Raw genomic sequence first — 23,111 nt, 5'->3', positions numbered from 1 at the left:
GAGAATTCAACCGCGCTCACTAGCGTCATCATTCAGCCCTGACTCCAGCCGCTCGCACAACTCCGCAACCACCTTCTGCGTGGTCGCAAGATCCTTCAGGCGGACGCCGTCGGCGAGCGCGTTCACCCACGGCACCTGAAGTTTTGTCGCGGCCTCAAACGCTTCCTTTCCCCGCTTGGTCAGCACGACCAGATGCGCGCGGCGGTGATGCGGGTTGGGCTGCAGCTCGAGCAGGCCCTCATCCCGCATTTCGTTGATGATGCGCTGAACGCCCTGACGGTTGAGTCCCATGTTGCGCGCCAGCCACGCCACAGGCTGCGGCCGCTCCGCCAGCGCAATGGCGCCCAGCACCTGCCAGCGCGCGCTGGTGAGCTCGAGGCCGGCGACCAACCGGTCGCCGGCCAGCAGCAGCCGGCCGTTGAGCCGGAATATGGCAAGGATCAGCCCGGTCAGGGCCTGTCCGGCTGGCGTATGTGGCTTGCTTCTCATTGGCAATGAGTATACGAAATGACAATATATTGTCAATATGGGGGTGCGTCATGATGCTGATCGGACAACTGGCCACCGTCGTCGCCGCCGCCTTCGCCGGCGCGGCCTTCTTCATCAATTTCGCCGAACAGCCAGCGCGTCTGCTGCTCGATGACAGGAGTCTGCTGACGCAATGGAAACCCAGCTATGCGCGCGGCTTTGCGATGCAGGCGAGCTGCGCGGTGATATCGGGAATTTTGGGATTGACCGCGGCGTGGCAGACCGGCGATTGGCGCTGGACCGTCGGCGCCATTCTCATACTGGCCAACTGGCCCTACACGTTGTTCGGCATCATGCCGACCAACCGCAGGCTGAATGCCATCGCCGCCGCCGATGCCGGCCCGGAATCGCGCCGCCTGATCGTGCGTTGGGGAGGGCTGCATGCCGTGAGAACCGCGCTCGGCTTCGCGGCGACTGCAGCCTATCTCTGGGCGCAGCACTGACGGCTTGGTGATCGCCTGGTTGATCTTTTCGCCGTGCGGACGCTTACTGCGTGTCGGCTACGGGGTATATCGGCAGCAGATCAGAGGCAATTTCGGATGACGGTCACGGACGAACCGCAAAACCAGCGCAGCCGCGCTTTCGACAAGGAGCAACTGCGGGCGAAGTATATGGAGGAGCGCAACAAGCGGCTCCGCGCCGACGGCAACGACCAGTACATCGAGGTCAAGGGACAGCTCGCGCATTATCTGGACGATCCCTATACGCCCGTCACCCCGCGCGATCCCAGGACCGACCACGTCACCTTCGCCTTCATCGGCGGCGGCTTTGCGGGCCTTGCCACCGCCGCGCGGCTGACGGAAGCCGGAGTTAAAGACGTTCGCATCATCGAGAAGGGCGGCGATTTCGGCGGCACCTGGTACTGGAACCGCTATCCCGGCGCGCAATGCGATACGGCCTCGATGGTTTATATGCCCCTGCTCGAAGAAACCGGGCACATGCCGTCGGAGAAATACGCGCACGCGCCGGAAATTCTCGCGCATTGCCGGCGCATCGGAAAGCAATACGGCCTCTACGACAACGCGTTGTTCCATACAGAGGTCACCGATCTGACATGGGATGAAGCGCATTCGCGCTGGATCGTCACCACCAACCGGGGTGATGCCTTCACGGCGCAGTTCGTCGGCATGGGCACGGGCCCGCTGCACGTGCCGAAACTCCCGGGCATTGCGGGCATCGAGGCCTTCAAGGGGCATTCGTTCCACACCAGCCGCTGGGATTACGATTACACCGGCGGCGATCCCTCGGGCGCGCCCATGGACAAGCTCGCCGACAAGCGCGTCGGCATCATCGGAACCGGCGCCACCTCCGTGCAGTGCGTGCCGCATCTCGCGCGCGCGGCCAGGGAACTCTACGTTTTCCAGCGCACGCCGTCCTCCGTCGACGTCCGCGCCAACGTGCCGATCGACCCGGAGTGGTTCTCGGGGATCGCCACGCCCGGATGGCAGCAGCGCTGGCTCGAGAACTTTACGGCGAACCAGGCCGGCGGCAATGCCGAGGAAGATCTGGTTCAGGACGGCTGGACCGATCTGTCGCGGCGGATCCGGGCGAAGATCATGCAGCTGCCGCGCGAGCAGCGCATCCCCAAAAACATGCTGGCGGCGTTTGAGGATTCCGACTTCGAAAAGATGGAGGAGATCCGATCGCGGATCGACACCATCGTTGATGACCGCGAGACCGCGGCAAAGCTCAAGGCCTGGTACCGCCAGCTCTGCAAGCGGCCATGCTTCCACGATTCCTATCTGCAAGCGTTCAACACGCCGGGCACGCACCTGGTCGATACCGACGGCAAGGGCGTCGAGAAGATTACTGAGAAAGGCGTGGTCGTCGCGGGCAGGGAATACCAGCTCGACTGCATTATTTACGCCTCGGGCTTCGAGGTCGGGACCGAATACAAGCGGCGGTCCGGCTTCGACATGGCGGGCCGGGGCGACGTCAAGCTGTCGGAGCATTGGGCCGAGGGGATGCGATCCAAGCACGGGATCCACGTCCACGGTTTTCCGAACGCCTTCTTCGTGCAGCCGACGCAGGGCGCCAACCTGATCTCCAACGTGCCGCACAACCTGACCGAAGCCGCAAAGACCATCGCGGTCATGGTCACACACGCGCAGCAGAACGGCTTCAGGCAGATCGAAGTTACCAGGGAAGCCGAGGACAAATGGGTCGAGCTGCTGTTGACCGGCGCCGGGCGGATGATCGGCGCACCGGACTGCACCCCCGGCTATTACAACAATGAGGGGCGCGAACCCGGTCCGGCGGCCAAGCTGAATGTCGGCCATCCCGCAGGCCCGCTGGCCTATTTCAAATATATCGACACGTGGCGCAGCAGCGGTGATTTCGAAGGGTTGGAGTTCCGATGAAGCAGTTCCCGGATTCTTTTTACGACGCGAGGGAGTGAACCAGTATGACCCAAACAACAAGTGCGGAAGCACCGAACGAAACTCCCAAGCAGGCTTCCGCGCCGGTCATTGCGCAGCACGCGGCGACGCTCAAGGCGCTGCCGTTTTCGGACACGCGCGATTTCGACGACGCGGCGCGGGGCTTCCTCGGCACGATCGAAAACGCGAAGGTGACGTCGCCGCAGGGCAGGGTGGTCTGGAGCCTCGAGCCCTATGGATTCCTTTCGGCCGAGGAAGCGCCCGCGACCGTGGATCCGAGCCTGTGGCGGCAGTCGCGCCTCAACATGCATCACGGCCTGTTCGAGGTGGTATCAGGCGTCTATCAGGTGCGCGGGCTCGATATCGCCAACATGACGCTGATCGAGGGCGACAGCGGTGTGATCGTGGTGGACACGCTGACCTCGATCGAGGGCGCCCGCGCCGCGATGGAATTGTACTTCCAGCACCGGGGCAAGCGCCCGGTCGCAGCCGTGATCTTCACCCACACCCATACCGATCATTGGGGCGGTGCGCGCGGCGTGCTGGACGACGAGACGCTTGCGAGCGGCCGGGTGCCGATATTAGCGCCGAATTTCTTCATGGAGCACGCGGTCTCCGAAAACATCATCGCCGGGCCCGCGATGCTGCGGCGGGCGCAATATCAGTTCGGGCCGCTGCTGGCCAAGGGCGTGCACGGGCAGGTCGATTGCGGTCTCGGCAAGTCGATGGCGGCGGGATCGGTTGCGCTGCTGCGCCCGACCGACCTCATCATCGCAACCGGCGACAGGCGCACCATCGACGGGCTCGAGTTCGAATTCCAGATGGCGCCGAACTCGGAAGCGCCGGCCGAGATGCATTTCTTCATCCCGCGCTACAAGCTGTTGAATCTCGCGGAGAACTGTACGCATAATTTCCACAATCTGCTGCCGTTTCGCGGCGCCGACGTCCGCGACGCGCTGGCCTGGTCGAAATATCTCGGCGAGGCGCTGCAAATGTGGGGCGGCAAGGCCGATGCAATGTGCGGCCAGCACCATTGGCCGGTGTGGGGCCATGAGCGGATCGACACCATGATCCGCCAGCAGCGCGATCTCTATAAATTCGCACATGACCAGACCATTCGCCTGATGAACCATGGCCTCACCGCGGCCGAAATCGCCGAGACGATCAAATTGCCGGCGAGCCTCGACGGCGCTTGGCACGGGCGCGGTTATTACGGCCATATCAGGCACAATGTGAAGGCGATCTACCAGAAATATCTCGGCTGGTACGACGCCAATCCCGTCAATCTCGATCCGCTGCCGCCGGTCGAATCCGGCAGGAAATATGTCGAGTATATGGGCGGCGCGGAGGCGATCCTCGATCGCGCCCGAAAAGATTTCGCCAACGGCGAGTTCCGCTTCGTGGCGCAGGCCGTCAGCCATCTGGTGTTCGCCGATCCCGACAATCAGGCCGCGCGCGCGATGCTGGCCGATACGTTCGAGCAACTTGGCTATGCCTCGGAAAGCTCGACCTGGCGCAACGCCTATTTGTTCGGCGCGCAGGAATTGCGGCTAGGCATGCCGAAGGTGCCGGCACGCGCGGCGATGCCGCGCGAAACGCTGGCCGCGCTGCGCACCGAGCAGCTATGGGACGTGCTCGGCGTGCGCCTCAACGGCCCCAAGGCCGAAGGCAAGCGCATCGTGCTGAACTGGCATTTTACGGACACCAACGAAAACTTCGTGCTCAATCTGGAGAACAGCGCGCTGACTTACGTGGCGGGCGCACAGGCGGCGGGCGCCGATGCGACGTTCACGTTGGCGCGCAGCGTGCTCGACGGAGTCATCGCCAAGCTGACGACGTTTCCGGAAGCGGTCGGCAGCGGAGCCATCAAGGTTACCGGCAATCCGATGCGGCTTGGTGAACTGATGATGCTGATGGATGAATTTCCGCGCATGTTCGAGATCGTCGAACCGAAACGCGCGGCGGTGACCTGAGAGGCCCGCCGGCGCCGCGTGTAAGTATCGGTCGAGGCGGCGTTCGCCCCGGCTTCGGGAATCGACGCGCCGCCGGGTCACCCCGGCGGCGACTTACTCAATCTGCGAGGTCAGTAGAGGTTATCGGCCACCGCCGCCACCACCACCACCACCGCCGCCACCGCCGCCTGCATTGAGCATGGCATCTTCGCGGCTACCGAAGGCATGGTGACGCGGGGGAGTTGGTTGTCGCTTGGAGCGTCCCTCCTCCTGGTAGAACGAGGTACTCCCACAACCCAGCTTCGGCGATGTTTCGTCACAAACCCGGAGCGAAAAAGCGCTGGCGCTGGTGGTTGCCAGGGCGCTGATTGCGACGAGGCCGGCGAGAGCGGCCAAAGATAATTTCGACTTCATCGACATCTAAAACTCTCCATTTCTCGGTTCGGCGAAACCGGAATGGTTCGCACATGAGTTCGACGATGCCGGATGGAAAGCGGTTCGAGCGCGCCACCTAAAAAAGTGCTTTGAACCATGTGAGGACCTGCTGCGACGGTGTCGCCGGCCCCCTCCGGGAAGCGGCGCGGCCGGGTGCAGGGTATGCGGCGGGAAGGTGCTTCCGGGGCCGACTATCGGGCGTCGGGGCTGATCACGCGCCGTGTGGTCAACAGCGCTGCCGGCAATCGCGCTCAGGCGCTAGCGTGCGAGCCCACCGTCTTGCGATACAGCGCGTTATAGAGCGAGGCCGAAAGATCCCAGCTAAAGGACCGCGCCATGGCGCTGCGGCGCATCAGGTCGAGGCGGTCTTTCGCCATGAAGGCATCGAATGCGCGGCGCACGCCGCCGAGGAAGGACTCCGCCGAAGGCTGCGAGAACAGGAAGCCGGTCTCGCCGTCCCTGATGGTCTCCGCCAGCCCGCCGGTCTGGTGACCGATCGGCAGCGATCCGAACCGCTGGGCATACATCTGGCTCAGTCCGCACGGTTCGAACCGCGAAGGCATCAGCGTGAAATCGCTGCCGGCGAAAATTCGTCGCGCCTGTCCATCGTTGAAACCGATGACGACGCCGATCGCGTCCGGCCTGCGGCGATGCGCATCGACCAGCGCCTGCTCGATATACGGCTCGCCGCTGCCGGTGACGACGATTTGTCCGCCGGCCTCGACGATCGCGTCGGCGGCGGACAGAACGAGGTCGATGCCCTTTTGATGCACGAGGCGGGCGACCAGACCGAAAATCGGACCGCGCGATACCGCAAGACCAAACTGCTTGCGGACATAGTCGGCGTTGGCTTGCTTGCCTTGCCAATCGCCGGCGCCGAACTGCCGCGCCAGTTGCGCGCAGGCGCGCGGATCCCAGCTTTCGTCGATGCCGTTCAGGATGCCGGTCAATTCCGAGGCGTCCGAGCGTTGCCGCAGCAGGCCCTCGAGCCCGCAGCCAAGCTCGCGCGTCGTGATCTCTTTTGCGTAGGTCGCGCTGACCGTGGTCAGATGCGAGGCGTAAACGATGCCGCCCTTCAAGAACGACATCTGATCGTAGAACTCGAGACCGTCGATGTGGAAGGAGGCTTCGGGCGCGCCGATCCGCCGCAGCGACTCCCGCGGGAACAGCCCCTGATAGGCCAGGTTGTGAATGGTCAGGATCGAGGGGACCTGGACGCCTTTCCAGGCGAGGTAGGCCGGTGTGAGAGCGGCCTGCCAGTCATTGGCGTGGACCAGGTCCGCTGCCCAATTCCTGTCCAGACTGCCTGCGGCGAGTTCGGCCGCGGCAGATGCAAATCGCGCGAAACGGATGTCATTATCCGGCCAGTCGCGCCCGGATTCGTCGCCGTAGGGGTTACCCGGCCGGTCGTAGAGTTGTGGGCACAACAATACATAAACCGGCAGGCCGTCCCGTGTCGACGCCCGGCCGAGCGAGCAGGCCGGCATCTCGGCCAAAGGCGCGCATTGCCCAACGATTTCAATGTGGGTGAACTGTTCGAGGATGTCCCGGTAGCCGGGCAACATGATCCGGACGTCGCTCCACGGGCGCAGCGCCCGGGGCAGGGCGGCGGAAACGGCGGCAAGACCGCCCACCCGGACGAAGTCATCCATTTCCGTGGTTACGAATAAGACCTTCAAGGAACGCCCTCGTACCAACCTGAACTATGACTGATGCAAGAAAGGGTCCAATTTTGATCTACGGCAATGCGCCAGGTAGCCGGTGGTTCCTGGAGAAACGCTTCCATGCCGTGACCGCGCAATCTAGGGTCATGCCGCGCCAGGAAAACCAAAAGGCGAACGAGAAGCCGCAAGGCCGAGGGAGCATCGAGTATGACCATAGATAATCCAGATGAGGGGAATTTGACAGGGAGCTTCGCTGGCCTGCGCGTTATCGATTTTTCAACCACGATCGCCGGTCCCCACTGCACGCGGATGCTCGCCGACATGGGCGCCGAGGTCATCAAGATCGAAACCGTCGAAGGCGAGACCATGCGGACCCGTCCACCGGTGCGGAATCATTGCAGCACCGCGTTCGGGCAGCTCAATGTCGGCAAGAACAGCCTCGTGCTCGATCTGAAATCGCCCGAGGGAGTGGAGGCGGTGCGCCGGCTGGTGGCGAACGCGGACGTGCTGGTCGAGAATTTCCGCCCCGGTGTGATGCGGCGATTGAAGCTCGATTACGCTTCACTGCACGCCCTCAATCCGAAACTGATTTACTGCTCGATCTCCGGCTACGGCCAGACCGGGCCATCGGCCGAACTGCCGGCCTATGCGCCGGTGATCCATGCGGCCTCGGGGTATGAGATGGCGCATCTGGCCTATCAGCCCGGGCGTACCCGGCCGGACTATTGCGGCATCTATCATGCCGACGTGCTCACCGGCGTCTACGCGTTCGGCGCGATCTCGGCGGCGCTGTATCAGCGCGCCCACAATGAAAAGGGCCAGCACATCGACGTTTCGATGCTGGAATCGATGCTGAGCCTGACATTGAACGAATTGCAGTGGTCGCAGTTCGAGGTCAAGGCGACCCAGCGGCCGATGTTCGGCCCGATCGAAACCTCGGACGGTTATGTCATGGTCGCGATCGCCAGCGAAAAAACCTTCCAGAGCCTGATGAAGGTGATCGGTCATCCCGAGTGGGTCAGCGACCCGCGCTTTGCGAAATATTCCGATCGCCGGGAAAACTGGGGCAACCTGATGGAGGGCGTCGAGGCGTGGTCGCGCGCGGTAACGACCGAGCAGTGTCTCGTCGCACTCAATGAGCACGGCGTGCCGTCATCGGCCTATCGCACGGTGGCCGAGGCGCTGAAGGATCCGCAGATCGCCCATCGCGGCGCGTTGGCCGAGGTCCAGGATGGCGGCGGCAGCTTCAAGGTCCTCAATCTGCCGTTCCGCATGTCGGGCGCCAGGGTTTCTGCCGCGAAACGCATGTCGACCCTTGGCGAGCACACGCGTGCCTACCTGAAAGAGACCGGCCTGTCGGAAGACGAAATCGCGGCCTTTGCCGGCAAACCGCCGAAGTCGGCGCGCGGTTGAGGGCGATCGCGCTTCGGCAACAAGGCCCAAGCCTGCGGCTTTTCATCCCGCCTCGCGAACGGCCTTGCCCGGGACTGCGATTCCAGACAATCTTACCGTCAGCCATCGACGATCCGGAACACCGGACGGACGACACTTTGAGAGGGAGCATCCATGACAGCTGCGGTCCGGTCGAGCGCACTCGCGCGATTATTTCTTGTGGCGGGATTTGCGGTCTCGCTCTGTGCCGTTCCCGCCAACGCCCAGAAGAAGGGCGGCAGCATCACGATGGGGCTCGAACTCGATATTGCAGGCTTCGACCCGCTGAAGGTCGGCGTGTACGATACGGCCGCCTTGACGGCGGCTGCGGCGATCTTCGACACCCTCACCTATCTCGATGACAAGGGCGTCGTTCAACCGAAGCTCGCGCTGTCCTGGTCGTCCTCGGAGGATTTCAAGACCTGGACCTTCAAGCTGCGGCCCGGAGTCAAGTTCCACGACGGCACACCGTTCAATGCGAAAGCCTTCAAGGAGAATTTCGACCGGCAGAAAGATCCGGCCAACAAGTGCCGCTGCGCGTTTTACATTTCGTTCGTCAATTCCGTGGAGGCGACCGATGAACTGACACTGGTCTACAATCTGAAGGATCCGTCGGTGAACTTGCCGTCGCTGGTGAGCTTCGCAAGCGGGAACAATTCCGTGCATTCACCGACGGCGTGGAAAGCCAAGGGAGACGACTACAACCGCAATCCGGTCGGCACCGGACCGTTCATATTGAAATCCTGGACCGCGGGCGACCGCTTGGTGCTTGAGAAGAACCCGGACTACTGGGACAAGGACCGCGTTTATCTCGATCGCATCGTCCTGAAGCCGCTGCCGGACGCGCAGTCGCGTTTCGCCAGCCTGCAATCCGGCGAAGCCGATGTCATCTGGGACGATGAGGCCGACGCCGACAATATCCAGAAGGCGCAGAAGGATCCGAAGCTGACGGTGCATACCTATGCCGGCTCCGGCGCGGCGGTTGCAGCCTTCAACACCAAGGTCGCGCCGTTCGACGACGTTCGCGTGCGCCAGGCGCTGGTGATGGCGCTCGATCGCAAGAAGATGTCGCAGGCGCTTACCAATGGCCTGGCCCGGCCAGCCACCAACCCCTATGGCGACGGCTCCTGGGTCAAATGCAAGGACGATGGTGCGCTTCCTGAAGACGCCGAGAAGGCGAAGGCGCTGATCAAGGAATACGGCAAGCCGGTCGAGTTCAAGATGCTCGTCACGGCGACGCCGCGCGGGCGCGCCACCGGCCAGGTGCTGCAACAGTTCTGGAAACGGGTCGGCGCCAACATGGAAATCGAGCAGGTCGACCAGGCCACGATCCCGCCACGTGCCTTCATGCGCCAGTTCCAGGTCACGCCATGGCGGATCGTCGATCTGGCCGATCCCGACGTCCAGATGTATGCCAATTTCCGCACCGGCAGCCCGGTTGCGCTGGCTAACTATTCGAACCCGGAACTAGATCAACTGCTCGACCGCGCGCGGGTCACCGCCGACCAGGCCAAGCGCGCCGAGGATTACTGCGCCATCAGCCGGCTCATCAACAAGGAAGCGATCTGGTACTGGACCTTCCAGAACACCTATTACGCAATGTCGAGCGCGAAGGTTAAAGGCTTGCCGAAGATGTACAGCGGAATCGTCGACGTATCCCGCGTCTGGCTGGAATAACAGCGCATGCTCGGTTTCGTCGCGCGAAGGCTCCTGTATCTCGTGCCGGTGCTGATCGCGGTATCGCTGCTGACGTTTCTGATCGCGTCGCTGCTGCCGGGCGATCTCGCCTACACGATCCTCGGCGATCAGGCGACCCCGGAAAAGGTTGCGGCCCTTCGTCAGGAAATGGGATTGGACCAGCCGATCTGGGTCCGTTACTTCGGCTGGCTCGGTAACATCCTCCAGGGCGATCTGGGCCGATCGTTCCGTACCGGACAAACCGTATTGCAGGCGGTTACCGAGCGGCTTCCGATCTCGCTGGAACTCATGGTCCTGGCCCAGGTCATCGCGCTCGCAATCGGCGTTCCCCTGGCGATCATTTGTGCTGCGCGCAGCGGCGGACCGTTCGATCGCTTCATGACCGGCACCGCTTTCGGCATGCTGTCGGTGCCGACTTTTCTGTCGGCGATCCTGCTGATCTATCTGTTTGCGGTGGAGTTGCGCTGGCTGCCGGCGACGGGCTACGTGCCGTTCGGCGAAGATCCGGCCAAAAACCTGCGGTTCATGGTGCTGCCGGCGTTGACGCTGGCGCTCGCCGAATGGCCCGGCATCATGCGCGTGCTTCGCTCCGACATGATCGCGACGCTGCAGGAAGATTATATCGCGCTGGCCAAGGCCAAAGGCCTGAAGGCATCGCGCATCCTGTTCGTGCACGCGCTGAAGCCTTCGTCGCTGACGCTGGTCACGATCACCGGAATCAATATCGGGCGATTGATCGGCGGCGCCGTCATCGTCGAGACGGTTTTTGCGCTGCCGGGAATCGGCCGGCTCCTGGTCGGCGCCATTACCACGCGCGACCTCATCATTCTGCAGGGCGTGGTGCTGCTGGTCGGAGCCGGATTCGTGCTGATCAACTTCATCGTCGATATGCTCTACGCCATGCTCGATCCGAGGATCCGCCATGGCCACGCTTGAACTCGGCATCGACGCGTCAGTTGCCGAAGCCCCGGTGCGGCGCGGCCGCCGGCTCGGACCGCTGTTCTGGATGGCGATCGTCTGGATGATTTTCGTGTTTGCGGTGGCGATCTTCGCCGACGTGCTGCCGCTGCCGAGCCCGACCGACATGGACATGCTGGAAAAGCGCGCACCGTTCTCGGCAGAGCACTGGCTTGGCACCGACGGCCTCGGCCGCGACGAACTCGCCCGGGTGATCTACGGCGCGCGGATATCGCTGATTGTGGGGCTGTGTGCGCCGATCATCGGGCTCACCTTCGGCGGCGCGCTCGGCATCCTGGCGGGCTATTTCCGCGGCCGATTCGAATCGGTGGTGGTCGGCAGCATGGATGTGCTGCTGGCGTTTCCGCCGCTGATTCTGGCGCTGGCCGTGACCGCCTATCTCGGCCAGTCGATCCTGCACTTGACCTTTATTCTCGGCCTGCTCGGCGTTCCCGCCTTCATGCGGGTGGCGCGGGCGGCAACGCTGACACTGGCGCGCCGCGAATTCGTGATCGCGGCGCAGGCGCTAGGCGCGACGCATACGCGCATCCTGCTGCGCGAGTTGCTGCCTAACGTGATGCTGCCGTTGTTTGCGTTCTTCCTGCTCGCCGTCGCCATCACCATCGTGGCCGAAGGTTCATTGTCGTTCCTGGGCCTCGGCGTGCCGCCGCCGATATCGAGCTGGGGCAGCATGATCGGGGAGGGGCGCGAAAGTCTCGAGATGGCGCCCCGGCTGGCCTTCATTCCCGCCATCGCGATGTTCCTGACCGTCTTGTCCTTTAACCTGGTCGGCGACACGCTCCGGGCTCTCACAGATCCCCGTCAGGGCGCGCTGTGACAGAGGGTACCCTGCTTTCCGTCGAGGATGTCATCGTCGATTTGCCGACGCCGCGCGGCAATCTGCGCGCGGTGGACCGTGTCGACCTCACCATTGGCGTCGGTCGGACGCTCGGCGTGGTCGGCGAGTCCGGTTGCGGCAAGACCATGCTGTCGCGCGCGATCCTGCAATTGCTGCCGAAAAGAGCAAAACTCTCCGGCCGCGTGATGTTCGACGGGCAGGATCTGCTGCAGCTGTCGCCGGAAAAACTGCGCAAGCTTCGTGGCCGTTCGCTGGCGGTGGTGTTCCAGGATCCGATGACCTCGCTCAATCCGGTGCTGACCATCGGCACCCAGTTGATTGAGACCCTGCAGGAACACCTCGAACTCGATATGGCCGCCGCGACCAGGCGCAGCGTCGAGCTGCTCGCAGCGGTCGGCATTCCCGCGCCCGAGCAGCGCCTGATGCAATATCCGCATCAGCTGTCGGGCGGCATGCGGCAACGTGTGGCGATCGCGATCGCGCTATCCTGCGAGCCGAAGCTGCTGATCGCGGACGAGCCGACCACCGCGCTCGATGTCACGATCCAGGCCCAGATCCTCGATTTGCTGGCGCGCGAACAGCGCCGCCGGCATATGGCGATGATCCTGATCACCCATGACCTCGGCGTCGTCGCCGGCCGCACCGACGAGGTCGCGGTCATGTATGCAGGCCGCGTGGTGGAGCGTGCACCGACGCCGGCCTTGTTCAAGAAAATGCGGATGCCCTATACCGAGGCGCTGCTTGCAGCGCTTCCAAAGATCGACGCCGCGCCACATACGCCGCTGCCGGCGATCTCGGGCCGTCCACCCGATCCGACCCGGCCGCTGAAAGGCTGTTCGTTCTCGCCGCGCTGCCGCTATGCGTGGGCCCAATGCCATGTCGAGAAGCCGCGGCTTGAGGAAGCGGACTCGCCCGGTCACCAATTTGCCTGCTTCCGTCCGATCGACGCCAGCGCGGGTGCCAGCGCATGATGCAGCAAGCCTCACCCGCCGTTTCAAACGACCCGCTGCTCGACGTCGATAATCTCGTCGTAGAGTATCCGGTCGGCAACAAGATCGTGCACGCGGTATCCGGCGTTTCCCTGCAGATCGCCCGCGGCGAAACGCTCGGGCTGGTCGGCGAATCCGGTTGCGGCAAGTCGACGCTCGGCCGCGCAGTGCTGCAGCTGCGCCGGCCGGTATCGGGACGGGTGCTGTTCGACGGCCAGGACCTCACGGCGATGCAGGGCGATACGCTGCGCCTGATGCGCCAGCGCGTGCAGCTGATCTTCCAGGACCCGATCGCGTCGCTGAACCCGCGGCGACGGATCGGCGACATCATCGCCGAGCCGCTGATCATCTCGGGCGTCAGGGATGCGGCCAAACGCCAAAAGCTCGTCGACGAAGCGCTCAGCGCCGTCGGGCTTGATCCGGCGCTCGTGGTCGGACGGCTGCCGCATGAATTCTCCGGCGGGCAATGCCAGCGCATCTGCATTGCGCGCGCGCTGGTGCTCAATCCGGAATTCATCGTTTGCGATGAGCCGGTCTCCGCGCTCGACGTCTCGATCCGAGCGCAGATCCTCAACCTGCTGGAGGAGATGAAGGCGCACTATGGCTTGACCCTGCTGTTCATCGCGCATGATCTGGCTGTGGTGAAGGCGGTGAGCGACCGCGTCGCGGTGATGTATCTCGGGAGGTTGTGCGAGGTCGGTCCTTCCGAGCAGTTGTTCGCAAGGCCGGCGCATCCCTATACCGCACTGCTGATCGAGGCGATTCCGATGCCCGATCCCGACGTGCGTCCCGCCGAGACCGTGCCGGTCGGCGAGCCGCCTTCGCCGATTTCGCCGCCATCCGGCTGCCGTTTTCGGACCCGCTGTCCCCGCGCGGACCAGCGGTGCAGCGACGAGATGCCGGAACTTCGCGCCGTGGCGTCCGGACAGTTCGTGGCTTGCCATCATCCGCTGATCTGAATATCGAAGGATCGAGTGCGTTTGTCTCGTCTGGACAGACGTGGCAATGTCGGGCCGAAATTACCCATTCAAGAACAAGAATGACGGGAGAGAACCGATGAAAAGTTTCCAGGTCGCCGAGTTCAACGCCCCTCTGAAAGAAGTCGATCATCCGACGCCGGAGCCCACGGGCTCGCAGGTGTTGATCAAGGTGAAGGCGGCCGGCGTCTGCCACAGCGATCTCCACATCTGGGAGGGCGGCTACGATCTCGGTCACGGGCGCAAGCCGCTGTCGCTGAAAGACCGCGGCGTTTCGCTGCCCCGCACGATGGGCCACGAGACCGTTGGCGAGATCCTGGCTTTCGGTCCCGACGCCAAGGCCGCGAGCGGTGGCCTTAAGGTCGGCGACGTCACGCTGGTCTATCCCTGGCTCGGTTGCGGCAAATGCGAGACCTGTGTCGGCGGCGACGAGAACATGTGCGTCGTCAAGCCGAACTCGCTCGGCGTCTATTGCGACGGCGGCTACGCCGATCACATGACCGTGCCGCACCCGAAATATCTGTTGAACCTGAACGGGCTCGATCCCGTCACGGCGGCGCCCTATGCGTGCTCGGGTGTCACCACCTACAGCGCGCTGAAAAAAGTCGAGAACGTCCTGCATACGCCGATCGTGATCTTCGGCGCCGGCGGCCTCGGCCTGATGGCGCTGTCGCTTCTGAAGGCGATGGGCGGCAAGGGCGCCATCATGGTTGATATCGACGCGCGCAAACGCGAAGCCGCCGAGGCGGCAGGCGCGCTTGCGACCGTCGACGGCAAGGCCGCGGATGCACTGGAGCAGCTGCAGAAAAAAGCCGGCGGTCCGATCCGCGCGGTGATCGACCTCGTCGGCAATGCCCAGACCACGCAGCTCGGTTTCGACTGCCTGACCAAGGGCGGCAAGCTCGTGATCGTCGGCCTGTTCGGCGGCGGGGCGACCTTCGCGCTGCCGCTGATTCCGATCAAGGCCATCACGATCCAGGGCAGCTATGTCGGCAATTTGCGAGAAACCCAGGAGTTGCTCGATCTGGTCCGCAGCAAAAAGATCGCGCCGATCCCGGTTACGACAATGCCGCTCGCCAAGGCCAACGAGGCGCTGACCGATTTGCAGAAGGGCAAGCTGGTCGGCCGCGCGGTGCTGACGCCGTAGAGTATTTTTCCGTCATGCCCGGCCTTGTGCCGGGCATCCACGTCTTGCTTCTCGAAACAGCGATGAAGACGTGGATGGCCGGGAAAGGCGAGCGGAAGCGACGCCGTCCTTTCAGACGGCTTTGCCCGGCCATGACGAACTCATTATCAATCCGTCGTGAAGGAAATCCATGTCCGCCAATAACGCACTCCACATCGCCGTACTCGGCGGCGATGGCATCGGCCCCGAAGTGATGGCCCCGGCGCTCGAAGTCTTGCGAAAGATCGAGGAGACAACGGATCTGAAATTTCGCTTCACCGACGCGCCGGCGGGCGCCAATAATTATCTGGCGACAGGAAAATCGATGCCGGACAGCACGGTGCGGCTGTGCGAAGAAGCCGACGCCATCTTGCTCGGCGCCTGCGGTCTGCCGTCGGTACGCTACCCAGACAATACCGAGATCGCGCCGCAGATCGAACTGCGCATGCATTTCGATCTCTATGCCGGCGTGCGCCCGGCGCGGCTGATTCCGGGCGTGCCGAGCCCGATCGTCGGCGCCGATCAGAAGGGCATCGATCTGGTTCTGATCCGGGAATCCACCGAAGGCCTGTTCGCGTCGATGGGCAAGGGCGTCGTGACCGATACCGAGGCGCGCGAGACACTCGTCATCACCCGCAAGACCTCGGAACGGCTGTTCGAGTTTTCATTCCGCCTCGCTGAACGCCGCAAGGCGCGCGGGCGCACGAATGGCGGGCTAACCTGTGTCGACAAGGCAAATGTGTTCAGGGCGTTCGCGTTCTTCCGCGGGATGTTCGACGAGGCCGCGCAACGCCACCCTGATGTCAGGGCCGAGCGGGTTTACGTCGATGCCTGCTCGCTCATGATGGTGAAGCGCCCCTGGGATTTCGACGTCATGGTGACGGAGAACATGTTCGGCGATATTCTTTCCGACCTCGCCGCCGGCCTGATCGGCGGTCTCGGCATGGCGCCGTCGGCGGATATCGGCGACCGCCACGCGGTGTTCCAGCCCTGCCATGGCACGGCGCCCGATATCATGGGGCAGGGCAAGGCCAATCCAACGGCCATGATCCTTTCGGCGGCGATGATGCTGGACTGGCTCGCCGAAAAGCACGGGCTGGAGACCGCCGCCGAAGCCGGCGAGCGCATCGAGCGCGCGGTCGACAAGGCCTATGCGAATGGAATCAAACCGATGGAGTTCGGCGGCGGCAACGGCACGGCGGATATTACCAAGGCGGTGCTGGCGGCGTTGTGATTTTTGTAGGGCGGATTGAGCCGAAGGCGTAATCCGCCGTCTCGTTGTCGACAGAACGGCGGATTGCGCTCACGCTAATTAGCGAAGGATAACCCACCGAAGCAAGCAAGATGGCGGATTACGCTGACGCTAATCCGCCCTACGAAGACTCATCGTCCCTTGAACTTCGGCTTGCGCTTTTCCATGAACGCAGTGCGGCCCTCGCGAAAATCCTCCGAGTCCATGCAGGCGGTGCCGATCTGCTTGATCGCGTCCATGTCGCGACGGCTTTCGTCTTTCAGCACCTCGGCGATGGTGATCTTGGCGGCCTTGATCGCGAGCGGTGCGTTGCCGGAAATCGTGCGTGCGATCTCCATGGTCGCGTCCCACAAATCAGGCCCGGGCAAGACGCGGTCGACGAGCCCGATCCGCAATGCTTCGGTGGAGTCGATCCGCATGCCCGTGTACATGATGAGCCGCGCCCAGGACGGGCCGACCAGCGAGACCAGGTGCTTGAGGCCGTCATAGCCATAGGCGATGCCGAGCTTGGCGGCGGGAATGCCGAACTGGCTGTTGTCGGCCGCAAGCCGGATGTCGGCCAGCATCGCAACCTGCATGCCGCCGCCGAGACAGAAGCCCCGGATGCAGGCGATCGTCGGCTTCGGATAGTCCGCCAACAGCGCGCGCTGTGCGGCGCTGCGTTTTGAGTACTCTTCGGAGGCTTCGGCGTTGTGGCGGGTCTTTTCGAACTGGCTGATGTCGGCGCCCGAGACGAACGCCTTGTCGCCGGCGCCGGCCATGATCACGACGCGGATGTCGGGATTGTCGCGCAATTCGATCAGCGCGCTGCCGAGCCCTTCCCACATCTCGAGCGACATCGCGTTGCGCTTCTCGGGATTGTTGAAGGTGATAACCCCGACGCCGTCGCTGACGCGCTGCAGGATCTTGCCGTCGGCGTAGGATTTTTCAGAGTTGTTGGGAATATCTAGCATCGCTCGGACTCCGGTCCGTGTTCAGGAGGCTTTCGGCTGTCGTGCCACGGTTCGGCGATCCCGGGCAAGGTCTGGAAGCACGCCCAATCCTGCCATGCGTTTTCGCTGTGGCGTGCTATGGTGGTTCGCAACAGACAAGAAGCAAGAAGCGTCATTCTCTCGGGAGGAATGCATGCCGCTGACGCGCCGGGAAGCGATTGCGGGATGCGGCGGTGGGCTGGCCTGGCTGGCCGTTTCGCCAGCGCAGGCCCAGGCGACCTATCCCAACCGGACGATCAGGATGATCGTGCCGTATCCGCCGGGCGGCACCACCGACCTGCTTGGCCGGCTGGTCACCGACCAGTTCAGGAGCGGCCTGGATGCAACCGTCATTGTCGAGAACAAGCCGGGGGGCGGTACCACGCTGGGCGCAGACCTGGTCGCAAAGTCGGAGCCCGACGGCTACACGCTGCTGATGGCGACCTCGACCACGCTCGCCATCAACAAGACGCTGTACAGGAAATTACCCTACGACCCCACAAAGGACTTTGAGCCGATCGGCCTTGTGGCCGGCGTGCCCTTTGCGCTGATCGTCAACCCGACGATCCCGGCCAAGACGCTACCGGAGTTCATCGCCTACGCCAAATCAAAGCCCGGCCTCAGCTATGGCTCGGCCGGCAATGGAAGTCCGCAACATCTCGGCGCCGAAATGCTGAAGTCGGCAGCCGGAATCGATGTCCGCCACGTGCCATATCGCGGCAGTGTGCCGGCGATGCTCGATGTGATCGCGGGGCATATCCCCTTCATGGTGGTGGACCTGCAGCCGGCGCTGCAACAGATCCGCGAAGGCAAGGTCAGGGTGCTCGGCGTGACCACGCCCAAGCGCGTTTCGATTGCGCCTGATATTCCCACCCTCGCCGAAGCGGGCCTCACCGGCTTTGAACTGGTGGCCTGGCAGGGCGTGGTCGCGCCGGCGGGCACGCCGCGCCCGATCGTCGATGCATTAGCGGCGCAACTCGCGAAGCTGATGGCTGACCCGCCAACGCGGGAGAAGTTGATAAAGCTTTCGCTGGAGCCGCTGCCGCCGTCGACACCGGACAGTTTTGCAGCTTACATCAAGACCGAAGTCGAGCGCTGGGCCGTGATCGTCAAGAACTCCGGCGCCGAACTCGAATAACAAGAATGCCTCTGCCAAGAAGTCCTCTGTAAAGGCTCCTCTACAAGCGCACGGTCAGTGTCCGGCATGAATGATAGCAATGTCCTGATCGTTGGCGCCGGACCGGTCGGGCTCACCCTTGCGATCGACCTGGCGTGGCGCGGCATCGACGTGACCGTGGTGGAAACGCGGGCGCCCGCAGCGCCGCCGGAACCGAAATGCAACCACGTCGCCGCCCGCACCATGGAGATCTTCCGGCGGCTGGGCCTCGCCGAAACAATCCGCAATGCCGGATTGCCGGCGGATTATCCGCACGACATCAGCTACCGCACCTCGTTCACCGGGCAGGAGCTGACGCGGATTCACATTCCCTGCCGGCGCGATCGCTTCACCGCGACGGATGGCCCCGATTGCAACTGGCCGACGCCGGAGCCGCCGCACCGCATCAACCAGATATTCCTTGAGCCGATCCTGTTTGCGCACGCGGCGGCGCAATCGCGCATCCGGATCATCAACCGGACCTCGGTCGAGGACGTCGTGGTGGAAGATACCGGCGCGCGCATGAGCTTGCGTGATCTCGACACCGGCGCCGTGAGGACCGTGAATTGCCGTTACCTGATCGGTTGCGACGGCGCGCGCTCGATTGTTCGCAAGGCGATCGGCGCCGAATTGTCCGGCGATGCCGTGATCCAGCGCGTGCAGTCGACCTACATTCGCGCACCCGGGCTGATCGATCGTCAGCGATGCGAACGCGCGTGGGGCACCGGTGCCATCAACCCGCGCCGCTCGGGCATGGTATATGCGATCGACGGTCGCGAGCGCTGGCTGGTGCATAATTACATGAAGCCGGGCGAGGGCGGTTTCGACGAGGTCGACCGCGATGCCTGTCTGCGCACCATCCTCGGCATGGAAGGTGATTTCAACTACGAGATCCTCTCAAAGGAAGACTGGTACGGCCGCCGGCTGATCGCCAGCAAGTTTCGTGATCGCTGCGCCTTCATCGCCGGCGATGCCGCGCATATCTGGGTGCCCTACGCCGGCTACGGCATGAACGCAGGGATTGCGGACGCCATGAATCTGTCGTGGCTGCTGGCGGCGCATCTCAACGGCTGGGCGCCACCCTCCATCCTCGACGCCTATGAAGCGGAACGCTGGCCGATCACCAGCCAGGTGTCACGGTTTGCGATGTCGCATGCGGAAGCCGAAATTCGCCGCCGAGGGTCGGTGCCAGCGGACATCGAGGCGGCGGGTCCGCAAGGCGAGCGCGTGCGCGAAGAAATCGGCCGGCTCACCTATGAGATCAACGTCCAGCAATATGCCTGCGCCGGCCTCAATTTCGGCACCTTTTACGATCGCTCGCCGATCATCGCCTATGACGGCGCCGCGGCTCCGGCCTACACGATGAGCCTCTATACGCCCTCGACAGTCCCGGGCTGCCGTACGCCGCATTTTCGGCGCGCCGACGGAAGTTCGATTTACGACGCCATGGGCGAGGGGTTTACGCTGTTGAGGTTCGATTCAGCCGCAGACGTCGCTGCGCTCGAGGCGGCGGCTCGCGTGAGGGGTGTGCCGCTTGCGGTGCTCGATGTCGAGGGAGCGGACATTGCCACCGGTGATGGCAACGGTCTGGTGCTGCCGGGTCTGGTGTTGTCGCGGCCGGACCAGCACGTGGCCTGGCGGGGCGTTCGCGTGCCGGACGATCCGCTCGGGCTGATCGATCGTGTGCGCGGTGCCGGAAGCTAGAGCCGTTTCGGTTCTGACGGAGTCACAACCGGGCTCTATTTGTCGAAGCGTGGATTGTTGGAGCCGTGGTTATTCGCGGCGTATTTTTTTGACGCGTACTTTTTTTGACGCATACTTTTCACGCGTGTTCTTCGCGCGAACCGGCCCCGGTCCGCGCGAAAGCACCAGGCAACCGATCAGTCTTCGTTCGCTGCGATCGATTCCATCAAGGACACCAGCTGACGTTGTACGGTCTGGTCCTTGATCTTGCTGTAGGCTCGCAACAACCGCAGGCTGAAAGCGCTGTCGAGGAACAGCAGGCTCTCGACCTCACGCGCCTTGCCGTCGCCGTCGTAGAAGAAGGTGACGGGCACATCAAGCGCGGTAGCGATCTGCTGAAGACGAGCTGCGCCGACACGGTTGACGCCCTTCTCGTACTTCTGGACCTGCTGGAAGCTGACGCCGAGCTTGTCGCCAAGCTCTGCTTGCGAGATCTTCTGCTCAACACGCCGCAGGCGAATCCGCTTGCCCAATTCAATGTCGGGTTTGCCGGCACTGCGCTGCTTCATCTTCTTTGCTGCTGATGTTTTCATTCTGGTTTTACCGTCCTTCGATCGGGAAACCCTGAGCGATCGAGCCAGGGGTTCATCCGCATTTACCGCGTTAAGTTCGTCAGGGTCGTGAGTTCGTCGTTAGAACCACGGGATATCGAGTGATTGCGGGATGGTAGCCAAACGCATTTGCGCATTGGAAACACCCTGATACCGGCGCCGTCGGCTGCCTCCAGCCATTGGCGCCCGGGGCATAATTTAGCAAAACCCCGCACCCGTACATTTGGCAAACTATTCGACAAACTACAACCACCGCGAGTTCACTTGCCACAGATTTTGGGAGCATACTTACCGTGTAACGCCTGTGTACCCGGTACTTCTACGGATATTTGTGGCGGGTTGTGGGCCGATGAAATACCTCTTTAGGTGTACGAAAGGACTTCCCGTGGCTTGTATCGAGCACATGCCTCAACCGTGATATCTGAAAAAATACAGCACGGTCGATACGATTTTCAAATCGATAGTGTGCTGGACAATTGAGTAAAACTTCTGGATCATCAGGTCAGGCTCTCACACGATCCATTGCGTGACAGCGGCCGAATTATTTTGGTGCCTTTTCGTGGAGAGGCTCATGAAGCGACGATCCGAACCGCCTCCAATCTATCTTGCAAGCTCGGGAACTGACAAAATGCCGGCGGCCCATTCAGAAGAACGATTGTTGTCGCTCCTCGCAACGCTGGAGGAATGTCGGGCGTTTCTGATGGATAAGGCCAGCCCGGAGGCCGCGAGATTGCTGTCGCTGGCCATTCTCGAGCTTCGGATGGAACTGCATCGGGTGACGGATTCCGAACTCAAGGCGCTGTGCGACCTGATGGTGACGGATGCTCAGGCTGCGCATACCACCAAGGCCGCACCGGGCCCGCGGTTGCCGCCTTATTTGAAGCTCATCAAATAAGCGCTGCCTTCGGCCCGATAGGCCTGCGCAAAAACTCCCCGACCGGCCGGCCTGCACGGCGCCTTTGCCGGTGCGACTCGTTGTCGCTCTTTGGTTGCGGGCAACCCATCCCGGCTCCAGCCTGCGGTGACATCCTCCGGTTAGGCCCTTCGAACTCGCGCCGCGGCTTGTCGCGGTCGAAATCGCTATCCGCTCAAGTCTCCTGCTCGAGCGCCGCAGTCACCGTGCAGACGACGCCGCGGGGCAGGAAGTCGACGGTGGCCTCGCCGCCGAGCTGGTCTCGCGCGCTGCGCTCGATCAGGCGCGAGCCGAAACCGCGCTGCACCGGCGCAGAAACGTGCGGCCCGCCGGACTCGCTCCAGATCATCCGAAGTTTGCGGCCACCGCCTTGTGCGATGATCTCCCAATCCAGCGTAACGGTTCCACTGTCGTTCGACAGCGCACCGTATTTTGCGGCATTGGTCGCGATCTCGTGCACGATCATCGACAGCACCACGGCGAGCCGCGGCGATAGCGGCACCTTCGGTCCGAACATCCGCACCCGCTCCGGATTGTTGAGCAGATAGGGATTGCGAACCCGTGCGACGACGTCCTGCAGTTCGGACCCCTGCCACTTCTCCCGGCTGAGCAGATTATGCGCTTCGGCGAGCGCACCCAGCCGGCCCTCGAATGTCTCACGCTCGGTCCGGCTGGCGCTGCGAAAGGTCTGCATGGCGATCGACTGCAGGATCGCGAGCGTGTTCTTGACGCGGTGGTTGAGCTCGTCAACTAGGAGATCGTGCAGCATCTCGCCGCGCGCAATCGCCGTCGCCATCCGCACTGCAAAGCCAAGGCCGACCAGCAGCAGCACGCCACCGATCACGCTGGTGATCGCCAGATTGCGCCATAACGGGGCGACCAGCGAGCTTTCCGCAATCCCGCCGGCGACCGTCCAGCCGGTGAGCGAGGAGCGCGCAACGCCGGTGGTCAGCGGCGCGCCTTCGAGCGACGCGGTCGCAAAGGTTCCCTCGGGTTTGCGAAACAGCTCCGCATAGAGCGACGGCGATGCCCGCTGGCCGATCGTGTTCTGCGGGTTCGGTACAAGGTCGAGGTTGTTGCGCAGCTGAAGACAGGCGTGACCGAGGAGAACAGCTGGCGCCCTTCGCGGTCCGCCACCAGCACGACGCCGTCCCTGCCATATTGTTCGAGAAAGCCGGTAACGATGCGGCGGAAACCGTCGAAGTCGCGGTCCCGCAGCGCGTTGGTCAGCGACAGCACCTGAAGCCCGCCGATCATGCGCTGCATTTCGGCATCGAGCACGAGGCGGATGCCGCGCACGGTCTCCAGCACGCGCTGCGTCGCGTCCTTGCGGTCCTGGACGTAATTGTTGAAAACGATGCCGGCCGCGAAAATGATCAGCGGCAGCGTGGTTCCCGCCACCAGAAGGACGAGACGCATCGACAGTGAACGCTTTGGCAATGCTCGTCCCGGATCGGCGCCCCCAAACCGGCGCGAGCATAGGAGAAGCAGC

General features: G+C 63.1%; 19 protein-coding genes and 1 pseudogene. 14 read left to right on the top strand and 6 right to left on the bottom strand.

The window, feature by feature from the left end:
• Positions 1 to 6: 6 nt before the first annotated feature.
• Entirely contained in the window at positions 7 to 489 is a 483-nt protein-coding gene (locus tag JQ558_RS15280; RefSeq protein ID WP_212294096.1) for a MarR family winged helix-turn-helix transcriptional regulator, read from the bottom strand.
• A 53-nt stretch (positions 490 to 542) separates the two neighbouring features.
• Between JQ558_RS15280 and JQ558_RS15275 the strand changes: the two genes are divergently transcribed.
• From JQ558_RS15275 to JQ558_RS15265, 3 genes are all read left to right on the top strand, one after another.
• Positions 543 to 971, top strand: a complete 429-nt coding sequence (locus JQ558_RS15275) for a DUF1772 domain-containing protein (protein WP_212294200.1) — start codon at positions 543 to 545, stop codon at positions 969 to 971.
• 96 nt (positions 972 to 1,067) lie between these two features.
• Positions 1,068 to 2,888 carry an NAD(P)/FAD-dependent oxidoreductase gene (locus JQ558_RS15270; protein WP_212294095.1) on the top strand — a complete coding sequence of 607 codons (1,821 nt, stop codon included), beginning with the start codon at positions 1,068 to 1,070 and terminating at the stop codon, positions 2,886 to 2,888.
• Positions 2,889 to 2,932: 44 nt separating this feature from the next.
• Entirely contained in the window at positions 2,933 to 4,879 is a 1,947-nt protein-coding gene (locus JQ558_RS15265) for an alkyl/aryl-sulfatase (protein ID WP_212294094.1), read from the top strand.
• Between the two features lie 120 nt (positions 4,880 to 4,999).
• Here JQ558_RS15265 and JQ558_RS15260 read toward each other — a convergent pair whose 3' ends face one another.
• A complete protein-coding gene (locus tag JQ558_RS15260; protein ID WP_212276987.1) occupies positions 5,000 to 5,278 on the bottom strand; it encodes a hypothetical protein in 279 nt (92 codons plus the stop codon).
• A gap of 266 nt (positions 5,279 to 5,544) precedes the next feature.
• Positions 5,545 to 6,972, bottom strand: coding sequence for a glycogen synthase GlgA (gene glgA, locus JQ558_RS15255; protein WP_212276989.1), 1,428 nt, complete (start codon positions 6,970 to 6,972; stop codon positions 5,545 to 5,547).
• 192 nt (positions 6,973 to 7,164) lie between these two features.
• On the opposite strand from glgA, the gene JQ558_RS15250 reads away from it, so the two are divergent.
• From JQ558_RS15250 to JQ558_RS15215, 8 genes are all read left to right on the top strand, one after another.
• Entirely contained in the window at positions 7,165 to 8,370 is a 1,206-nt protein-coding gene (locus JQ558_RS15250) for a CaiB/BaiF CoA-transferase family protein (RefSeq protein ID WP_212276990.1), read from the top strand.
• A gap of 153 nt (positions 8,371 to 8,523) precedes the next feature.
• The gene (locus JQ558_RS15245; protein ID WP_212208467.1) at positions 8,524 to 10,065 is read left to right on the top strand and encodes an ABC transporter substrate-binding protein; all 1,542 of its coding nucleotides are present in this window, start codon (positions 8,524 to 8,526) and stop codon (positions 10,063 to 10,065) included.
• 6 nt (positions 10,066 to 10,071) lie between these two features.
• Positions 10,072 to 11,022, top strand: coding sequence for an ABC transporter permease (locus JQ558_RS15240; RefSeq protein WP_212208466.1), 951 nt, complete (start codon positions 10,072 to 10,074; stop codon positions 11,020 to 11,022).
• The gene (locus tag JQ558_RS15235; RefSeq protein WP_212208464.1) at positions 11,009 to 11,881 is read left to right on the top strand and encodes an ABC transporter permease; all 873 of its coding nucleotides are present in this window, start codon (positions 11,009 to 11,011) and stop codon (positions 11,879 to 11,881) included. The genes JQ558_RS15240 and JQ558_RS15235 overlap by 14 nt, the downstream gene beginning before the upstream one ends.
• The gene (locus tag JQ558_RS15230) at positions 11,878 to 12,873 is read left to right on the top strand and encodes an ABC transporter ATP-binding protein (RefSeq protein WP_212294093.1); all 996 of its coding nucleotides are present in this window, start codon (positions 11,878 to 11,880) and stop codon (positions 12,871 to 12,873) included. The genes JQ558_RS15235 and JQ558_RS15230 overlap by 4 nt, the downstream gene beginning before the upstream one ends.
• Positions 12,870 to 13,850, top strand: coding sequence for an ABC transporter ATP-binding protein (locus JQ558_RS15225; RefSeq protein WP_212294092.1), 981 nt, complete (start codon positions 12,870 to 12,872; stop codon positions 13,848 to 13,850). The genes JQ558_RS15230 and JQ558_RS15225 overlap by 4 nt, the downstream gene beginning before the upstream one ends.
• Before the next feature lie 97 nt (positions 13,851 to 13,947).
• Positions 13,948 to 15,015: an alcohol dehydrogenase gene (locus JQ558_RS15220; protein WP_212208461.1), complete on the top strand. Its 1,068-nt coding sequence runs from the start codon at positions 13,948 to 13,950 to the stop codon at positions 15,013 to 15,015.
• A 169-nt stretch (positions 15,016 to 15,184) separates the two neighbouring features.
• Entirely contained in the window at positions 15,185 to 16,267 is a 1,083-nt protein-coding gene (locus JQ558_RS15215) for an isocitrate/isopropylmalate dehydrogenase family protein (protein WP_212294091.1), read from the top strand.
• A 149-nt stretch (positions 16,268 to 16,416) separates the two neighbouring features.
• Here JQ558_RS15215 and JQ558_RS15210 read toward each other — a convergent pair whose 3' ends face one another.
• Positions 16,417 to 17,238: an enoyl-CoA hydratase gene (locus tag JQ558_RS15210; protein ID WP_212294090.1), complete on the bottom strand. Its 822-nt coding sequence runs from the start codon at positions 17,236 to 17,238 to the stop codon at positions 16,417 to 16,419.
• Positions 17,239 to 17,410: 172 nt separating this feature from the next.
• On the opposite strand from JQ558_RS15210, the gene JQ558_RS15205 reads away from it, so the two are divergent.
• A complete protein-coding gene (locus JQ558_RS15205) occupies positions 17,411 to 18,394 on the top strand; it encodes a tripartite tricarboxylate transporter substrate binding protein (protein ID WP_212294089.1) in 984 nt (327 codons plus the stop codon).
• A 66-nt stretch (positions 18,395 to 18,460) separates the two neighbouring features.
• Entirely contained in the window at positions 18,461 to 20,116 is a 1,656-nt protein-coding gene (locus JQ558_RS15200; protein WP_212294088.1) for an FAD-dependent oxidoreductase, read from the top strand.
• Between the two features lie 176 nt (positions 20,117 to 20,292).
• Here JQ558_RS15200 and JQ558_RS15195 read toward each other — a convergent pair whose 3' ends face one another.
• Positions 20,293 to 20,688 (bottom strand): helix-turn-helix domain-containing protein, encoded by a 396-nt coding sequence (locus JQ558_RS15195; protein ID WP_192734827.1) that lies wholly within the window; start codon positions 20,686 to 20,688, stop codon positions 20,293 to 20,295.
• Positions 20,689 to 21,277: 589 nt separating this feature from the next.
• On the opposite strand from JQ558_RS15195, the gene JQ558_RS15190 reads away from it, so the two are divergent.
• Positions 21,278 to 21,601 (top strand): hypothetical protein, encoded by a 324-nt coding sequence (locus JQ558_RS15190; protein WP_212276765.1) that lies wholly within the window; start codon positions 21,278 to 21,280, stop codon positions 21,599 to 21,601.
• A gap of 193 nt (positions 21,602 to 21,794) precedes the next feature.
• Here JQ558_RS15190 and JQ558_RS15185 read toward each other — a convergent pair.
• A pseudogene (locus JQ558_RS15185) lies at positions 21,795 to 23,038 on the bottom strand (sensor histidine kinase).
• Positions 23,039 to 23,111: the final 73 nt, after the last annotated feature.

The sequence above is a fragment of the Bradyrhizobium sp. AUGA SZCCT0160 genome (assembly GCF_018130105.1).
In the GTDB taxonomy this organism is placed as follows: domain Bacteria; phylum Pseudomonadota; class Alphaproteobacteria; order Rhizobiales; family Xanthobacteraceae; genus Bradyrhizobium.
This window is presented reverse-complemented; position numbering and strand designations above follow the sequence as displayed.

Coding starts and splice junctions, on each gene's coding strand:
- JQ558_RS15280 (WP_212294096.1), bottom strand. CDS start 489: ATGAGAAGCAAGCCACATACGCCAGCCGGACAGGCCCTGACCGGGCTG.
- JQ558_RS15275 (WP_212294200.1), top strand. CDS start 543: ATGCTGATCGGACAACTGGCCACCGTCGTCGCCGCCGCCTTCGCCGGC.
- JQ558_RS15270 (WP_212294095.1), top strand. CDS start 1,068: ATGACGGTCACGGACGAACCGCAAAACCAGCGCAGCCGCGCTTTCGAC.
- JQ558_RS15265 (WP_212294094.1), top strand. CDS start 2,933: ATGACCCAAACAACAAGTGCGGAAGCACCGAACGAAACTCCCAAGCAG.
- JQ558_RS15260 (WP_212276987.1), bottom strand. CDS start 5,278: ATGTCGATGAAGTCGAAATTATCTTTGGCCGCTCTCGCCGGCCTCGTC.
- JQ558_RS15250 (WP_212276990.1), top strand. CDS start 7,165: ATGACCATAGATAATCCAGATGAGGGGAATTTGACAGGGAGCTTCGCT.
- JQ558_RS15245 (WP_212208467.1), top strand. CDS start 8,524: ATGACAGCTGCGGTCCGGTCGAGCGCACTCGCGCGATTATTTCTTGTG.
- JQ558_RS15240 (WP_212208466.1), top strand. CDS start 10,072: ATGCTCGGTTTCGTCGCGCGAAGGCTCCTGTATCTCGTGCCGGTGCTG.
- JQ558_RS15235 (WP_212208464.1), top strand. CDS start 11,009: ATGGCCACGCTTGAACTCGGCATCGACGCGTCAGTTGCCGAAGCCCCG.
- JQ558_RS15225 (WP_212294092.1), top strand. CDS start 12,870: ATGATGCAGCAAGCCTCACCCGCCGTTTCAAACGACCCGCTGCTCGAC.
- JQ558_RS15220 (WP_212208461.1), top strand. CDS start 13,948: ATGAAAAGTTTCCAGGTCGCCGAGTTCAACGCCCCTCTGAAAGAAGTC.
- JQ558_RS15215 (WP_212294091.1), top strand. CDS start 15,185: ATGTCCGCCAATAACGCACTCCACATCGCCGTACTCGGCGGCGATGGC.
- JQ558_RS15210 (WP_212294090.1), bottom strand. CDS start 17,238: ATGCTAGATATTCCCAACAACTCTGAAAAATCCTACGCCGACGGCAAG.
- JQ558_RS15205 (WP_212294089.1), top strand. CDS start 17,411: ATGCCGCTGACGCGCCGGGAAGCGATTGCGGGATGCGGCGGTGGGCTG.
- JQ558_RS15200 (WP_212294088.1), top strand. CDS start 18,461: ATGAATGATAGCAATGTCCTGATCGTTGGCGCCGGACCGGTCGGGCTC.
- JQ558_RS15195 (WP_192734827.1), bottom strand. CDS start 20,688: ATGAAAACATCAGCAGCAAAGAAGATGAAGCAGCGCAGTGCCGGCAAA.
- JQ558_RS15190 (WP_212276765.1), top strand. CDS start 21,278: ATGAAGCGACGATCCGAACCGCCTCCAATCTATCTTGCAAGCTCGGGA.